A 14,652-nucleotide genomic window follows, 5' to 3' on the forward strand; every position below is an offset into this window, starting at 1 on the left:
CGGCCCGTGGTTCGTGATCAGCGGCTCTGGAGTGCCTTGACGTTGTCGCCGAAGGTCCAGTTCCGTGATCCGTCCCAGTTGATCGACCAGGTCATCAGGCCCTTGAGCTGACCGCCGAAGGCGTTCCAGCTCTGCGACACCAGCGAGGGTGTCATGTAGCCGCCACCCGCGCCGCTCTGCGCCGGCAGGCCCGGCACCTGCTTGTCGTACGGCACCCTGATCGTCGTGCCCTGGACGACCAGGCCGTTGTTGAGGCAGGTGGTCTGCGCGGTGAAGCCCTGCACGGTGCCTGCGGAGTAGGAGTCGCCGGCACAGCCGTACATGCTGCCGTTGTAGTACTGCATGTTCAGCCACCACAGGCGGCCGTTGTCGGCGTACTTCTTGATGATCGGCAGGTAGGAACCCCAGATGGAGCCGTAGACGACGCCGCCGCCGGTGACGTACGCCGTCTCGGGGGCCATGGTGAGGCCGAAGCCGGACGGCATCTGCGCGAGCACGCCGTCGATGATGCGGATGAGGTTGGCCTGCGAGGTGGACAGCCGGTTGATGTCGCCGCTGCCGGTGAGGCCGGTCTCGATGTCGATGTCGATGCCGTCGAAGTTGTACCGCCTCAGGATCGGCACGACGGTCGCGACGAAGCGGTCGGCGACGGCGCTCGAACTGAGGTCGATGCCGGCGGTGGCCCCGCCGATGGACAGCAGGATCGTGGCCCCCGCGGCCTTGGCCTGGCACATCTCGGCCGGGGTGGCGACCCGCACACCGGCGTCCATGCCGTCCTCCCACAGCACCGTGCCGTCGGGGCGGATGACGGGGAACGCGGCGTTGATGACGTTGTAGCCGTGCGCCTTGATGCGCGCGTCGGTGATCGGGATCCAGCCGAGCGGCGGGTGCACGCCGTTGGCCGCGCCGTCCCAGTTCTCCCAGTACCCCTGCAGGACCTTCCCGCTCGGCCTCGGCTTGAGCGCGCAGGTGCCACCGGTCGGCGTCACGCTCGGCGTCGGCGTCGGTGTCGGCGTGACCGTCGGCGTCGGTGTGGGGGTGGGGGTCCTGGTGAGGGTCGGAGTCGGGGTGGGGGTGGCCGGAGGTGTGCCGGGGCCGTCGAAGGTGACGTCGTCGGCGTAGTACGTGCCCTGGCCGTACCAGCCGTGCAGGTAGATCTGCGCGCTCGTCTGGCTCGACGCCGTGGTGAACGAGACGGTGAGCTGCGTGTACGCCGCCGAGGACGTCCAGGTGGACGCGCCGCCGTCCACGCCGAGGTACACGTAGTTCCCCCGCACCCAGGCGGTCAGCGTGTAGGCGGTGCTCGGCCGCACGCTCACCGTCTGCGAGCATCTGGCGTTGTCGGACGCGCTCGCCGCGCCGGCGAGCGCACGGCCGCCGGACCGGACCGGGGAGGTGACCACGGAGCCGAGGCCGCCGGTGCAGGACCACGGTGCGAGTGACCCCGTCTCGAAGCCCGGGTTGGCGAGAAGGTTGGCGGCCTGCGCGGAGGTCTGCGTGACGAGGACCCCGAGGAGCGCGAGGAGCAGCGCGACGGCCGTCGCCGGCAGGCGGGTGGTTTGTCTCATGGGGGGTTCAACCTTCTTTCACCCGGCTCACCGGGCTTCGACGGCGCGGCGGAGAACGCGGCCACCCTGGGACGTCACCCCGAGGTGGGTGCTTCTTATAGGAAAGTTTCTTAAGAGTTTGGAGGCGATCGTAACCCTGACCGAAAGGTCCGACAAGGCCCAAAACCGGATGTCGAGCCCACAGCGTCATCTACCACCACAAGATCGTGCGAGACGCTTCCCAAGGAGCGGCCGGGCTTCTACGTTGGCAGCGGCAGCGGATACCGCCGTCCGCACGCGTGGCGGTGACACTGGAGGCGGCATGGTGGTCACACAGCCGGAACAGACGCGACGGCGGCCCGAACTCGACGCGATCCGGACGCTCGTGGTGCTCGGCCTCGTGTTCTTCCACGCGGGGCTGGTGTTCGACACCAGGGACGACTTCTACGTCAAGAACGCCGAGACCACCGACCTCACCACGAGCGTCGCCGCCATCGCGGCGGTGTGGGCCATGCCGGCGCTGTTCCTCATCGCCGGTCTCGGCTCGTGGCACTCGCTGCGCCGGTCCGGACCCGGCGGATTCGCCGTCAAACGCCTGTTACGGCTCGGGGTGCCGCTGGTCGTGGCCACGCTCACGATCGTGCCGATCCCGCAGTGGCTGCGGCTCAGGGCCGACCCGGCGTACCACGAGTCGTACCTGGCCTTCCTGCCGCGGTTCTTCGACGTGCGCCTGGACCTCGCGGACTTCCCCTTCGTCCTCGCCGGTGAGCACTTCGAGACCGGCCACCTGTGGTTCCTCGTCCTGCTGCTCGCGTTCTCCCTCATGCTGGCGCCGGTCGTGCGTCTGTTCCCCGGCGAGGCCGCCGCGCGGGCCGGTGCGGTGCTCGCCGGGCTCGCGGAACGGCGCGGCGCGGCGCTGCTTCCCGCCGTGCCGGTCGCGGCGGTGAGCGCGGCGGCGGGCCTTGAGGAGGGGTTCGCCGCGTGGCACCGGTGGGCCTACCTGCTGTTCTTCCTGTACGGCTTCGTGCTGGCCTCGGACGAGCGGTTCCGCGTGGCGATGCGCCGTGACGCGCCGGTGGCCGGGGTGCTCGCTCTGGTGATCTTCCCGGTCGGGATGGTCATGTTCCTCACCGCCGCCGGCGTGCCAGGCGCTGACCCGTTCACCGACCTCGACCCGCTCGCGGCAGGCGCACGCGCGCTGTACGGCGCCACCGGGTGGTTCCTGGTGACCGCCGTCATCGGCCTGCTCGACCGACGTGCCGTGGCGGCCCGCGGCGACGTCCCCGCCAGGCCCGCCGGCGGGAAGGTCTACGCCTATCTGGCGGTCGCCGCGCTGCCGCTGTACGTCCTGCACCAGCCCATCGTGGTCGCGGTCGCCTACGGCGTGGTGCGGTGGAGCGCGCCGATGGCGGTCAAGTACGCGGTGATCGTCGTCGTCTCGCTGGCCTTGACGGTCGCGGCGTACGACCTGCTGGTCCGCCGCACGCGGGTCACCCGTGTGCTGTTCGGGATGCCAGGCGACCGGCCGGGGTCGTGAGGTCCCGGCCGGCCGCAAGGGTTACGGCGTGACCTTAAAGGTCGCGTCCTGGCGGTCCGTGGCGCTGGAGGACGAGCTGAGCGGGTCGATGCGCAGCAGGTAGTCGTAGTGCCGCAGGTAGCGCGTGGGGAAGTTGTACGACCTGAAGGACGACCACGACGAGTCGGCGAGGCCGGGGACCCGGTAGAACGTCGCGTCGGCGCGGAAGACCGTGGTGTTCTCGCTCGGGTCGAGGCGCATGGCGTAGTCCCAGTGGCGCAGGTAGTAACCCGGGTAGTTCACCGACTCGAAGGACACGCCGGCGGAGTCGGCGAGGCCGGGGACCATGCGCCACATCTGGTCCTGGTACGGGTCGAACGGATAGGGGTCGACGCGGCCGACTCGGTTGTAGTGGCGCACGAAGTAGTCCGGGTAGTTGGAGCACTTCAGCCGCACCCAGTTCGGGGTGCCCCAGCGGGAGACCATGGCGTTGTACTCGGCGTCGCTGATCCCGATGATCGAGCCGTGCTTGGAGTTCAGCGGCGGGGTGTAGTCGCGCTGGTTCATCACGGTCCAGGAATTGCCGCCGATGTTGTTCGACGACCAGCAGTAGTAGTCGTTGTTGACGGGGCTGAAGGAGTCACCCCACAGCCGCCAGGCGCCTTCGTTGGTCTTCACCAGCATCGGGGCCTCGATGGAACTGCCCTGGAGCAGGCCGCTGGTGTAGGTGGTGAAGGTGTTCGGGTTGCCGGTGGAGGAGCGCGAACCGTACAGGCGGCCGTCGTTGAGGTTCTTGTAGTACAGGTAGGTCGTGCCGCCGTCCACGACGATGTCGCCGTCGAGCACGCCGTGACCGGGGCTGAAGAAGGTCTGCGCCGCGCTGACGTTCTGGAAGTCGTTGGTCCAGTTGACCCGCAGGATCTCCGCGGCGGAGTACACGATGCCGTACTGGCCGCGTGCGGCGTTCCAGAACACCGTGGGGGCCCAGGTGTGGTCGTTGGTGGTCTGCATGCGCAGGCGGCGGTAGCCGGTGAAGTTCGTCAGGTTCACCGAGTCCCACACATGCAGGTACTGGCTGACGGCGTCCCAGTTGGTGCCCTTGAGGTCGGTGGCGATGACCAGGAACGTGCCGTCGGCCTTGCGGAACAGGAACGGGTCGCGCAGCCCCTGCTGTCCGGCGGTGGGGACCACCACGGGGTTGTTCTGGTTGAGCGGTGTCCAGTTGAGCCCGTCGCGGCTGACCGCCAGGTGCAGGCCGTAGTCGGAACCCACTCTGTTCGGTGACTCGGTGAAGTACGCGAACGCGTAGGCGGTGTTGGCGGCCCACGCCGTCCTGGTGGTCGCCACACCCGCTGCGGCGAGCGCGGCGGTGGAGACGGCGGCACGCGCGAACGCGCGTCTGCTCAAGGTCATGGGGGAATGGCCTTTCCTCCGCAACAAATGATCATGAGCCGCCTGTGATCGCTAACATAGGGTCTTCGATACCTGGTCGCAAGGTCCGTACGTTTCATCGGGGAAAGCCGCCGGAACCGCGGCGGACGGTGGCGGAAAAATGAACGTTTCACCTGCGAAAACCAGAGGAGTGCGGCTTTCCTGCCGGGGGTGGGGGTCGCGGCGCGGCGTGAATGTTTCGTCTTGACTACGACTCTGTTATCGCTCACAGTCGTCATCGAGCCGCCTGGAACCCTCTCGTCCCCCCTCTGGAGAGTCATGATCACTATTCGCATGCCCAGGCGGCGAAGTCTATGGTCGCGGGTCGCCGCGGCCGTAATCGCGATCGTCGTCGGCGGCACGGCCGCGGCGGTGAACTCCTCGACCGCCTCCGCGGCGACCGTGGACACCAACGCCTGGTACGTCCTGATCAACCGCAACAGCGGCAAGGCGCTGGACGTGTACAACCTGTCCACCGCCGACGGCGCGCGCATCACCCAGTGGAGCCGTAACGACGGCAACCAGCAGCAGTGGCAGTTCGTCGACTCCGGCGGCGGCTACTACCGGCTGAAGTCGCGGCTGTCGGGGAAGGTGCTGGACGTCAACGGCGCTTCGACGGCCAACGGCGCCGCGATCATCCAGTGGAGCGACCACAACGGCACCAACCAGCAGTTCCGGCTGGCGGACTCCTCCGGCGGGTACGTGCGGCTGATCAACCGCAACAGCAACCGGGTCATGGAGGTCCAGAACGCCTCCACCGCGGACGGCGGCAACATCGTGCAGTACGACGACCACGGCGGCAACAACCAGCAGTGGCAGCTCGTCCAGATCGGCGGCACCAACCCCACGCCGACCCCCACCCCCACGGCGACCCCGACCCCGACTCCGTCCGGGCCCGGTGGCACGTACAACAACCCGGTGGTGTGGCAGGACTTCCCGGATGTGGACATCATCCGTGTCGGTGACGCGTACTACATGTCGTCGTCGACGTTCCACTATTCGCCTGGTGCGCCGATTCTTCGATCGTATGACTTGGTGAACTGGGAGTTCGCGGGTCACTCGGTGCCGACGCTTGATTTCGGCAACAAGTACAGCATGGTCGGTGACCGCGCCTATGTGGACGGGATCTGGGCCTCGGCGTTCGGCCATCGTCCGAGCAACAACCAGTTCTACTGGCTCGGATGCATCGACTTCGCCAGGACGTATGTGTACTCGTCCTCGACGGTGGAGGGTCCCTGGCAGCGGCGTTCCACGATCAACAAGTGTTACTACGACGCTGGTCTGCTGGTGGACGACAACGACACGATGTATGTGGCGTACGGGAACACGCAGATCAGTGTGGCGCAGTTGTCGGCGGACGGTACCAGTGAGGTGCGGTCGCAGCAGGTGTTCAGTACTCCTTCCAGTGTCGGGACGTTGGAGGGTGCGCGGTTCTACAAGCGCAATGGTGCCTATTACATCTGGCTGACGCGTCCGGCCAATGGTCAGTACGTGTTGAAGTCGACCAATGGTCCGTTCGGTCCGTATGAGATGCGTCAGGTGCTGCTGAACATGCCGAGTCCGATCTCTGGTGGCGGTGTGCCGCATCAGGGTGGGCTGGTGCAGACGCAGAACGGTCAGTGGTACTACATGGCGTTCGTGGACGCCTATCCGGGTGGCCGGGTGCCGGCGATGGCGCCGATCACCTGGACCTCCGACGGCTGGCCGACCGTCACCACCGTCAACGGCGGCTGGGGAGCGACCTACCCCCGTCCCAACCTGCCGATCCGTCCGGTGAAGCCGCTGACGGGTACCGACACCTTCTCCGGCACGTCGCTCGGGCCGCAGTGGGAGTGGAACCACAACCCCGACACCACCAAGTTCTCGGTGAACAACGGCCTGACGCTGCAGACCGCGACGGTGACCAACGATTTGTACACCGCGCGCAACACGTTGACGCATCGCACGCAGGGTCCGACGTCCACAGCGACGATCGAGCTGGATTACTCGACGATGCGTGACGGTGACCGGACGGGGTTGGCGATCTTGCGGGATTCGTCGGCGTGGATCGGGGTGCGGCGGGACAACGGTGCGACGAGGCTGGTGATGACCAACGGGCTGGCGATGAACAGTAGTTGGAACACCTCCAGTACCGGTACCGAGGTCGCGTCGACGGCGGTGTCGGGTGGCCGGATCTGGTTGCGGGCCAATGCCGACATCCGGCCGGGTACGGGCCGGCAGGCGCGGTTCTCTTACAGCACCGACGGGGTGAACTTCACCTCGTTCGGCCAGGCGATGACGCTCGGCAATGCCTGGAACTTCTTCCCCGGACACCGGTTCGGCATCTTCAACTACGCCACCCAGGCCCTCGGCGGCTCGGTCACGGTACGCCAGTTCTCCCTGACGACACCGTGACCCCCTGATCTGACGACCGGCGGTTGTGTACGCCGAGACCGGCCGCCGGTCGTCACACCACCACCGAGGTGCTCAGCCCGTCGAGCGCGAGCCTGAGCACCGGTGCGACAGTTCCGCCGAAGCCGGCCCGCGCCTCCAGCGGGCCGGCTTTCGCGAGCGATCCGCCGCCGGTGGAGCGGTAGTTCAGGAAACCCACGACACGCAGATCGCTCAGCACCAGCCACGCGTAGGCGAGGTCGGGGTGCTCAGGCGGGTTGGCCAGCACGAGGCCGCTGCCGTTGAGCGGCTCGTACGGGCCGGTCGGTGACGGCGCCGCGAAGCCGTACAGGCCGGTGGGAGCGGCGTCAGGGGGATGGAAACCGAGGCGTTGCGTCACGAAGAACAAGTAGTACGTCGAGTCGTGCACCACGATGTGCGGCCGTTCGATCTCATGGTTGACGCCGTCTGCCACCAGCAGCGGCTCGCCGAGCGACCAGCCGTCGCCGTCGGCGTCCGCGATGGCGACGGCCCCCATGAAGCCGTCCTGCCACGCCACCGACGCCGCGACGAGCAGGTGCTCACGTCCGGTCGCGGGGTCGCGGAACCAGCCGGGGTCGCGGAAGGCCCGGATGCGGCCCGGTGCCCCGTCGACCTCGTCGGCCGGCAGATACGTCACGCCGTCGGAGGCGAGGATCTCGCGGTGCTCGGCGTCCCACGCCAGTGCCACGCGGCCGTCACCGGTGAGCAGGCGGGGCCTGGCCTCGGCGACCCGCTGCGAGAACGTCGGCCGTGGCTCGCCACGCCGGCCCGCCGCCGTGTAGAAGACCGAGACCGTGCCGTCGGGCCGCCGCACCGCCGAACCCGACCACTCGCGGCTGCCGAGGGACGCGCCGTCGGGGAACACGTTCCCGAGGTCGGTCCAGCCACCGGCGTCCCGGCCGAGCAGGCGCAGGCGGGCCACGTCGTGGCGCTCCTCGGGGTGGCCGGCCGCCGGGGCCGCGAGCGTCATCCACAGCTCCTGGCCGAGCACGGTGGACGGCGAGCCGTCCTCGTCCTGGATCGGCCACATGTCCCAGATGTCGTCGTGCGGCAGCACACGCGGCGCCGGCCAGGCAGGCGGGGCCGGTGCGGTCGTCGCGGCGCTCGGGGTGAGCATGCCGAGGTGCCGCCGCGTCCACCGCGCCGGTCGTACGTCGTTCACACGTTCTCCTCTGGGACGCGCAGCGCGTCCCGTGCCAGCCCGGCCGCGCCGACGACGCCTGAACGGTCGCCGAGGGCCGGAGGGACCACGTACTCGTCGAGCTTCGGCGTGTCCGGGTAGCCCGCGGCGAGCTCGGCCACCCGTTCCCGCACCCTCTCGAGCAGGCCCGGATGTTTGGCGACGCCGCCGCCGATGACGACCCGCTCAGGCGACAAGGCGTACGCCAGGTTGACGACCGCCAGGGCCAGGTAGCCGGCTTCCAGCTCCCAGGCGTGCGGGTCGTCGAGCTCCTGCGCGGGCCGGCCGGCGCGGGTGCGCATCGCCGTGCCGGACGCGAGTCCCTCCAGGCAGTCGCCGTGGTAGGGACAGGAACCGGGGAACGGGTCACCGGGGTCGCGGGGAATCCGGATGTGGCCGAACTCCGGATGCAGGAAGCCGTGCAGCGGCCGGCCCTCGACCACCGCACCCATGCCGATGCCGGTGCCGACCGTCATGTACGCGACCGTGCCGAGCCCCGCACCCGCGCCGCGCCGCCACTCGCCGAGCGCGGCGGCGTTGACGTCGGTGTCCAGGCCGACCGGCACGCCGAGCGCGGCACGCAGCGGCGAGACCACGTCGGTGTGGGCCCAGCCGGGCTTCGGTGTGGTCGTGATGTGGCCGTACGCCGGCGAGCCGGGTCGCAGGTCGACGGGGCCGAACGTGCCGACGCCGACCGCCGCGAGCGGCCCGTGCCGCCGCAGGAAACCGATCGCGGCGTCGAGGGTCTGCCGTGGTGTGGTCGTCGGGATGGTTTCTGTGTCGAGCAGGTGGTCGCCGGAGTCCACGACCGCGCAGACCCACTTGGTGCCGCCGGCCTCGATCGCGCCGTAAACGCTGGTGTCGTCCATCAGCCCTTCAAGGAACCCTGGAGCAGCGCCGTGACGAACCGGCGCTGGAAGATGACGAATATCACCAGGGTAGGGGCCAGGATCAGCAGCGACCCCGCGCACAGCAGCGGGATGTCGGTGCCCCATTGTCCTTGGAAGGCGCCGAGCGCACCGGACATGGTGCGTTTCAGCGGGTCGTCCACCAGCACGATCGCGAGCAGGAACTGGTTCCACGTCCACAGGAACAGCAGGATGGCCAGGGACGAGATCGCCGGCATGGCCAGCGGCACGTGCACCCGCCAGAACAGCTGCCACGTGTTCGCGCCGTCGATCCGCGCGCTCTCCGACAGTTCCGCCGGCATGTTCACGAAGTGCGCGCGCATCCAGAACACCGAGAACGGCATGAACAGCCCGATGAGCGGCAGGATGATGGCCCACCGGGTGTTCAGCAGCCCCATGTCGCGCACCTGGTAGTACAGCGGGGTGATGATGCCTTCGAACGGCAGCGTCAGCCCGAGCACGAACGCGATGAACACGACATTGCGGCCGGCCGTCCGCAGGTGGCCGATGGCGAAACCGGCCATCGTGGCGATCACCAGCGCGATCGGCACCACCCCGAGCACGATGAGCGTGCTCGACTTCAGCAGCTCACCCATGCGCGCGGCCTGGAACGCCTTGAGGAAGTTCCCCCACTGCGGCTCCCCTGGCCAGCTCAGCCCCGGCGGGTACGTACCCGACGGGTGCAGGGCCGTCACGAACAGGCTGAGGAACGGCAGGATCGTGATCGCCATCAGCAGGACGAGGAGCACCCTCCCGGTCCACGCCTCCCGGCGTGCAGTGATCATGTTTTCTACCTGTCCCTGGTGAGCCGTTGGATGGGGAGCGCGACGGCGATGACGATGACCATGAGCACCATGGCGAGCGCCGAGGCGACGCCTATCTGTCTTTCTGAGAACGCCAGGTAGTAGATCTCCAGGCCGGGGACCATGGTCGAGTTCCCCGGGCCGCCTTGCGTCGAGATGTAGATGATGTCGAAGCTCGCGAGCGCCGCGATGACCGTGACCGTCACGCAGACCGCGAGCTCCTGCCGCAGGCTCGGCAGGGTGATCGACCGGAACTCGCGCAGCGGACCGGCGCCGTCCAGCCTGGCGGCCTCGTACAGCGCCGGATCGATCTTGCTCATGCCGGCGAGCAGCAGCAGCGTGCACAGGCCGAGCAGCACCCACGCGCCGATCAGGCCGACCGCCGGCAGCGCCGTGGAGAAGTCGCCGAGCCAGGCCCGCGTGATGTCGCCGAGTCCGACGAGGGTGAGCAACTGGTTGATCACACCGGTGGACGACAGCAGCCAGGTCCAGGCGATGCCGGCCGCCACCAGCGGGATGACCTGCGGCAGGAAGATGACGGTCCGCGCGACGAGCGCGAGCCTGCTGGTGGCGATCTGCCGGATGGTGGCGGCGATGGCGAGGCCGAGCAGCACGGGGATCGCGCTGAAGAACACGATCAGCTTGATGGCGTTGAGTATGGAGGCGAACAGGTCGGGATCGGTGAACACCTTCACGTAGTTGGCGAACCCGGCCCAGGTGGACGGACCGATGCCGTCCCAGGTGTACAGGGAGTACTGGAAGGTGAGCGCGATCGGCCGCAGCACGAAGACCACGTAGAACGCGAGCGCGGGGAGTATGAACAGCCAGCCGACGAGGCCCGGCCGGCGAAGCCCCCCGCGCGGGCTTCGCCTACGGCTCCTCGGCCCGGGCCGGCTCTCGGCGAGATCGACCGCTTCATCGGGAGTCGGCCCGGTCATGGCTGCTCAGTTCCCTCCGGTCTGGCTCTGGTAGTCGCTCTGCACCGACTTCAGCAGGCCTTCTGGGGTCTGCTGGCCGGCGACCATCTTCTGCAGGTTCGGCGTCCAGCTCTTGGCGTAGATCGCGCCGGTGGCGTTGGCGATGAAGTCCATCGCGCCGTTGTCCTCGGCGATCTTCGCGCCGGCCGCGAGTGTGCTCTCGGTGACCGTGCCGGGCTTCACGTCCGGCATGTGCGCGTCCGCCGGGCCCATGGGGTGCGAGCCGCCGACCTCGACGCCGATGTCACGGGCCTTGTCGTCGGTCGCCACCCAGTTGAGGAAGAACGCCGCGCAGTCGGGGTTCTTGGCGCGCGCGCCGACGCCGAACGTGAGCGGCGCCGACATCGCGGCCAGCTTGCCGCCTTCCTGCGCCGACGGCATGAGGAAGAAGCCCGCGTCACCCGGCATCTGCTTGTCGAGGTTCCCCGACTCCCAGTCGCCGTCGAACATGAACAGGCCCTTGCCGTCGATGAAGCGGCTCATCATCGTCGCGTAGTCGACGGCGTTGACGTCCTTCCAGAAGTACCCCGCCTTGATCCACTTCTCCAGGTGCCGCGCGGCCTGGAGGTTGGTCGGCGTGTCGATGGTCGCGCCGGGCTTCTGGTAGATCCACTCGTTGATCGGGCCCGCCGGGCCGTACGCCGCCATGAGGTTCTGCAGCGGGAAGGCGAGGCCTCCGGTCGCGCCGCCGTTGAACTGCGCGATGGGGTCGACGCCGGCGGCCTTGGCCTTGGCGAGCAGGTCGTCGAACTCGGCCAGGGTGGCAGGCGGGGCCGACATGCCGACCTTCTCGGCGAGCTTCTTGTTGTAGAAGACGCCGGTCATGCTGAAGTTGAGGCCCATCGCGTACAGCGAGCCCTCGCCGCGGACCTTGCCGCCGGGGGCCAGGCGCATCTGCTCCAGCTGCGAGGCCGGCCACTTGTCCCAGCCGAACGCCTGAGCGTAGCCGTCCATGTTCTTGAGCAGGTTGTCCTTGACCAGCTCGGAGACCTGCGGGAGCCGCATGAGGTCCGGCGGGTCGTCGGCGAGCACGCGCGGCGCGTTCTGGGTGATCACCGCGAACTGGTCCTCGCGGATGTCCCACTTGACGTTGGGGTACTGCTTGGAGAACTCCTCGGTGAGGGTCTTCGGCAGGGGGAACCCGGTCTCGAAGTACCCCTTGAGGGTGATCGGTTCCGTGCCGCAGCCGGGGGCCGTCGACGGGGTGGCGGCGTTGGTGGGTTGGGCCTCGGGAGCGTCGCTTCCAGGAGCGGCGCAGCCGGCGGCCAGCGCTCCCCCTATGACGGTCACGACCGCGGCCCCATGCCAGCGGGGGCGAGCTCGACGCGGCATTGCGTCTCCTCCGTGCAATGGGACCGCCGACCTGCGCCGATAGTCCCTGATTGGTTGCTAAATCGTATTAGCGGTGCGATAGTCTCACCGTACGTTTCCGCCGATGTCAAGACCCCGTAACCGAACCTGAACATTGGAGGTCCGCCGGTGAGCCCTCGACGGGTCACGCTGGCCGATGTCGCGAAGGCCGCCGGGGTCTCCCCGACCAGCGCCTCCCTGGTCCTTTCGGGCCGTGGGAGAGAGATGCGCATCTCTCTTGAGGTCCAGCAGCGCGTGATGAAGGCGGCGGACGAGCTACAGTACCGTCCGAATGCCGTGTCCGTGGGTCTGCGTACCGGGACGACCAGGACGATCGGCTTCGTCTCCGACACCGTCGCGACGTCGCGGCTCGCCGGCGACATGATCAAAGGCGCGCTGGAAGCCGCGCGGGACCGCGGCGTGATGCTGTTCATCGGTGAGACCGAGGGTGACCCCGAGCTGGAGCGGCGGCTGCTGCACACCATGCACGACCGCCAGGTGGACGGCATCATCCTGGCCGCGATGTACACGCGGACGATCAAGGTACCCAAGGAGATGACGGCCGCGCCGGCCGTCCTGCTCAACGCGCTGCCGCGACAGCCGTCCCCGCTGCCGTCGATCCTCCCCGACGAGATCGAGGCGGGACGCACCGCGGCGCGCGTGCTGCTCGAAGCGGGCCATCGTGACGGAATTCACCTGATCGGCGCCGGTCCCCGGTCGCGCGACGTGCCGCCTGGCACCCTCGCCGGAGTGGAGCGGCTCGCCGGCATCCGTGAGGTCCTCGGCGAGGCCGGAGTGAAGATCGCGAGCGGCCGGGTGTGCGCGGACTGGCAGCCGGAGTACGGCCTCGACGCGACACGCGAACTGCTGGCGTCCGACCGGCCGCGCGCGTTGATCTGCTTCAACGACCGGATCGCCTTCGGCGCCTACCAGGCGCTCGGCGAGCACGGCCTGCGGGTGCCTGACGACGTGTCGGTGGTCTCGTTCGACGACCATCCGCTCGCCTCGTGGATGTCCCCGAAGCTCACCACGGTCGCGCTGCCGCATTACGAGCTCGGCAGGAAAGCAGTGGACGTGCTGTTCGACGAGATCGGCGACCACCGGGACGGCGCCGTGCGCGAGGCCGTGGTCCACCGGGTCCCCATGCCGGTGCGCGAGCGTGATTCCGTCGCGCGCGTCTGGGAGGACTGATGGGGGCCGGTACGACGTGAAGCGGCCCGCAGGTGAGCGCTCACCCGCGGGCCGCCGTTCATGGCGGACGCTCGCGTCCGGTCGCGCGGGTCCGGCCGAGCCGGACCCGCGGCGTGGTTCAGATCAGTACTGTCGGCTGGGGAGGGCTTCCTTGGCCTGCTCCTGCGTGAAGGTGGTCTCCTCGGTGACCACCCGCGGCGGGACCTGCTCGTCGCCGACGACCTTCTTGGCCAGGTCCATCAGTTGCGGGCCGAGCAGCGGGCTGCACTCCACGATGTAGTTGATCTTCCCGTCGGCCAGGGCCTGCATCCCGTCCTTGACCGCGTCGATCGTAATGATCTTGATGTCCTTGCCCGGGACCTTCCCCGCACCCTCGATCGCCTCGATCGCACCAAGACCCATGTCATCGTTGTGCGCGAACAGCACATCGATCTTCGGCGTCGACTTCAAGAACGCCTCCATGACCTCCTTGCCCTTCGCACGCGTGAAGTCACCGGTCTGCGACGCCACGATCTCGAACTTCGGATCCGCCTTGATCACCTCACCGAACCCCGCCTTACGGTCGTTCGCCGGCGCCGACCCCGTCGTCCCCTGCAACTCCACGATCTTCACCGGATCCTTGGAGTCCTTGTACTGATCCACCAGCCACTGACCCGCCTTCTTCCCCTCCTCCACGAAATCCGACCCAAGGAAGGTCTTGTACAGACTCGTGTCCGGAGAGTCCACCGCACGGTCGGTCAGAATCACCGGGATGTCGGCGGCCTTGGCCTCCTTCAGCACCGTGTCCCACCCCGACTCCACCACCGGCGAGAACGCGATCACGTCCACCTTCTGCTGGATGAACGACCGGATCGCCTTGATCTGGTTCTCCTGCTTCTGCTGAGCATCGGAGAACTTCAGATCGATCCCCGCCGCCTTCGCCGACTCCTGCACCGACTTGGTGTTCGCCGTCCGCCAGCCACTCTCCGCACCCACCTGAGAGAAGCCCATGACGATCTTCCCGTCACCAGCACCCGCGCTCGCACCGGTGTCGCCACCGCCGCCGCCGCTGCTCCCCCCGCACGCGGACATGGAAGCGGCGATCGCGCCGGTAAGGAGGAATATAGAGATCTTTCGCAACATGCGGGGGGTGTCCTTTCTTGTGACCTCTCGCGAGGATCCCGGCGGCTCAAAGTCGCCGTGCATGAACTGTGAGCGCTAACACAACTAAGGGTCAAGAGGCTTTCTGTCACAACAGGGTCACGAGCGGAGCCGCCTCGGCGGCCCCGCCGGACGGCGGTGTCCGCGCATGTCACGACAGCCATTCTGAGCAGGACCTTGTGCGGCTCGGCATGATG

Annotated in this window: 11 protein-coding genes; 3 read left to right on the top strand and 8 right to left on the bottom strand. The window is 68.2% G+C overall.

Annotation, left to right across the window (positions count from 1 at the left end; genetic code table 11):
• Positions 1–17 precede the first annotated feature (17 nt).
• Positions 18–1,568 (bottom strand): glycosyl hydrolase family 18 protein, encoded by a 1,551-nt coding sequence (locus BJ992_RS01255; protein ID WP_184978127.1) that lies wholly within the window; start codon positions 1,566–1,568, stop codon positions 18–20.
• 301 nt (positions 1,569–1,869) lie between these two features.
• Here BJ992_RS01255 and BJ992_RS01260 point away from each other — a divergent pair, with 301 nt between their 5' ends.
• The gene (locus tag BJ992_RS01260) at positions 1,870–3,084 is read left to right on the top strand and encodes an acyltransferase family protein (protein ID WP_184978128.1); all 1,215 of its coding nucleotides are present in this window, start codon (positions 1,870–1,872) and stop codon (positions 3,082–3,084) included.
• 21 nt (positions 3,085–3,105) lie between these two features.
• On the opposite strand, the gene BJ992_RS01265 is transcribed toward BJ992_RS01260, so the two are convergent.
• On the bottom strand, positions 3,106–4,476 hold the full coding sequence (locus BJ992_RS01265; RefSeq protein WP_184978129.1) for a glycoside hydrolase family 43 protein: 1,371 nt from the start codon (positions 4,474–4,476) through the stop codon (positions 3,106–3,108).
• A gap of 312 nt (positions 4,477–4,788) precedes the next feature.
• Here BJ992_RS01265 and BJ992_RS01270 point away from each other — a divergent pair, with 312 nt between their 5' ends.
• Positions 4,789–6,888: a family 43 glycosylhydrolase gene (locus tag BJ992_RS01270; RefSeq protein ID WP_221474632.1), complete on the top strand. Its 2,100-nt coding sequence runs from the start codon at positions 4,789–4,791 to the stop codon at positions 6,886–6,888.
• 52 nt (positions 6,889–6,940) lie between these two features.
• Here BJ992_RS01270 and BJ992_RS01275 read toward each other — a convergent pair whose 3' ends face one another.
• From BJ992_RS01275 to BJ992_RS01295, 5 genes are read right to left on the bottom strand one after another with little or no spacing between them, the layout of a single operon-like run.
• The gene (locus BJ992_RS01275) at positions 6,941–8,068 is read right to left on the bottom strand and encodes a glycoside hydrolase family 68 protein (protein WP_184978131.1); all 1,128 of its coding nucleotides are present in this window, start codon (positions 8,066–8,068) and stop codon (positions 6,941–6,943) included.
• Positions 8,065–8,955: an ROK family protein gene (locus BJ992_RS01280; RefSeq protein ID WP_184978132.1), complete on the bottom strand. Its 891-nt coding sequence runs from the start codon at positions 8,953–8,955 to the stop codon at positions 8,065–8,067. Before BJ992_RS01280 ends, BJ992_RS01275 begins: the two co-directional genes overlap by 4 nt.
• A complete protein-coding gene (locus tag BJ992_RS01285; RefSeq protein WP_184978133.1) occupies positions 8,955–9,779 on the bottom strand; it encodes a carbohydrate ABC transporter permease in 825 nt (274 codons plus the stop codon). The genes BJ992_RS01280 and BJ992_RS01285 overlap by 1 nt, the downstream gene beginning before the upstream one ends.
• Positions 9,780–9,784: 5 nt before the next feature.
• Positions 9,785–10,735, bottom strand: coding sequence for a carbohydrate ABC transporter permease (locus BJ992_RS01290; RefSeq protein ID WP_184978134.1), 951 nt, complete (start codon positions 10,733–10,735; stop codon positions 9,785–9,787).
• Between the two features lie 6 nt (positions 10,736–10,741).
• A complete protein-coding gene (locus BJ992_RS01295; protein ID WP_221474633.1) occupies positions 10,742–12,064 on the bottom strand; it encodes an extracellular solute-binding protein in 1,323 nt (440 codons plus the stop codon).
• Between the two features lie 189 nt (positions 12,065–12,253).
• Here BJ992_RS01295 and BJ992_RS01300 point away from each other — a divergent pair, with 189 nt between their 5' ends.
• Positions 12,254–13,315 carry a substrate-binding domain-containing protein gene (locus tag BJ992_RS01300; RefSeq protein ID WP_184978136.1) on the top strand — a complete coding sequence of 354 codons (1,062 nt, stop codon included), beginning with the start codon at positions 12,254–12,256 and terminating at the stop codon, positions 13,313–13,315.
• A gap of 123 nt (positions 13,316–13,438) precedes the next feature.
• Here the strand turns inward: BJ992_RS01300 and BJ992_RS01305 are convergent, their stop codons facing one another.
• Entirely contained in the window at positions 13,439–14,437 is a 999-nt protein-coding gene (locus BJ992_RS01305; RefSeq protein ID WP_184978137.1) for an ABC transporter substrate-binding protein, read from the bottom strand.
• Positions 14,438–14,652: the final 215 nt, after the last annotated feature.

The organism is Sphaerisporangium rubeum (assembly GCF_014207705.1).
GTDB classification, from domain to species: domain Bacteria; phylum Actinomycetota; class Actinomycetes; order Streptosporangiales; family Streptosporangiaceae; genus Sphaerisporangium; species Sphaerisporangium rubeum.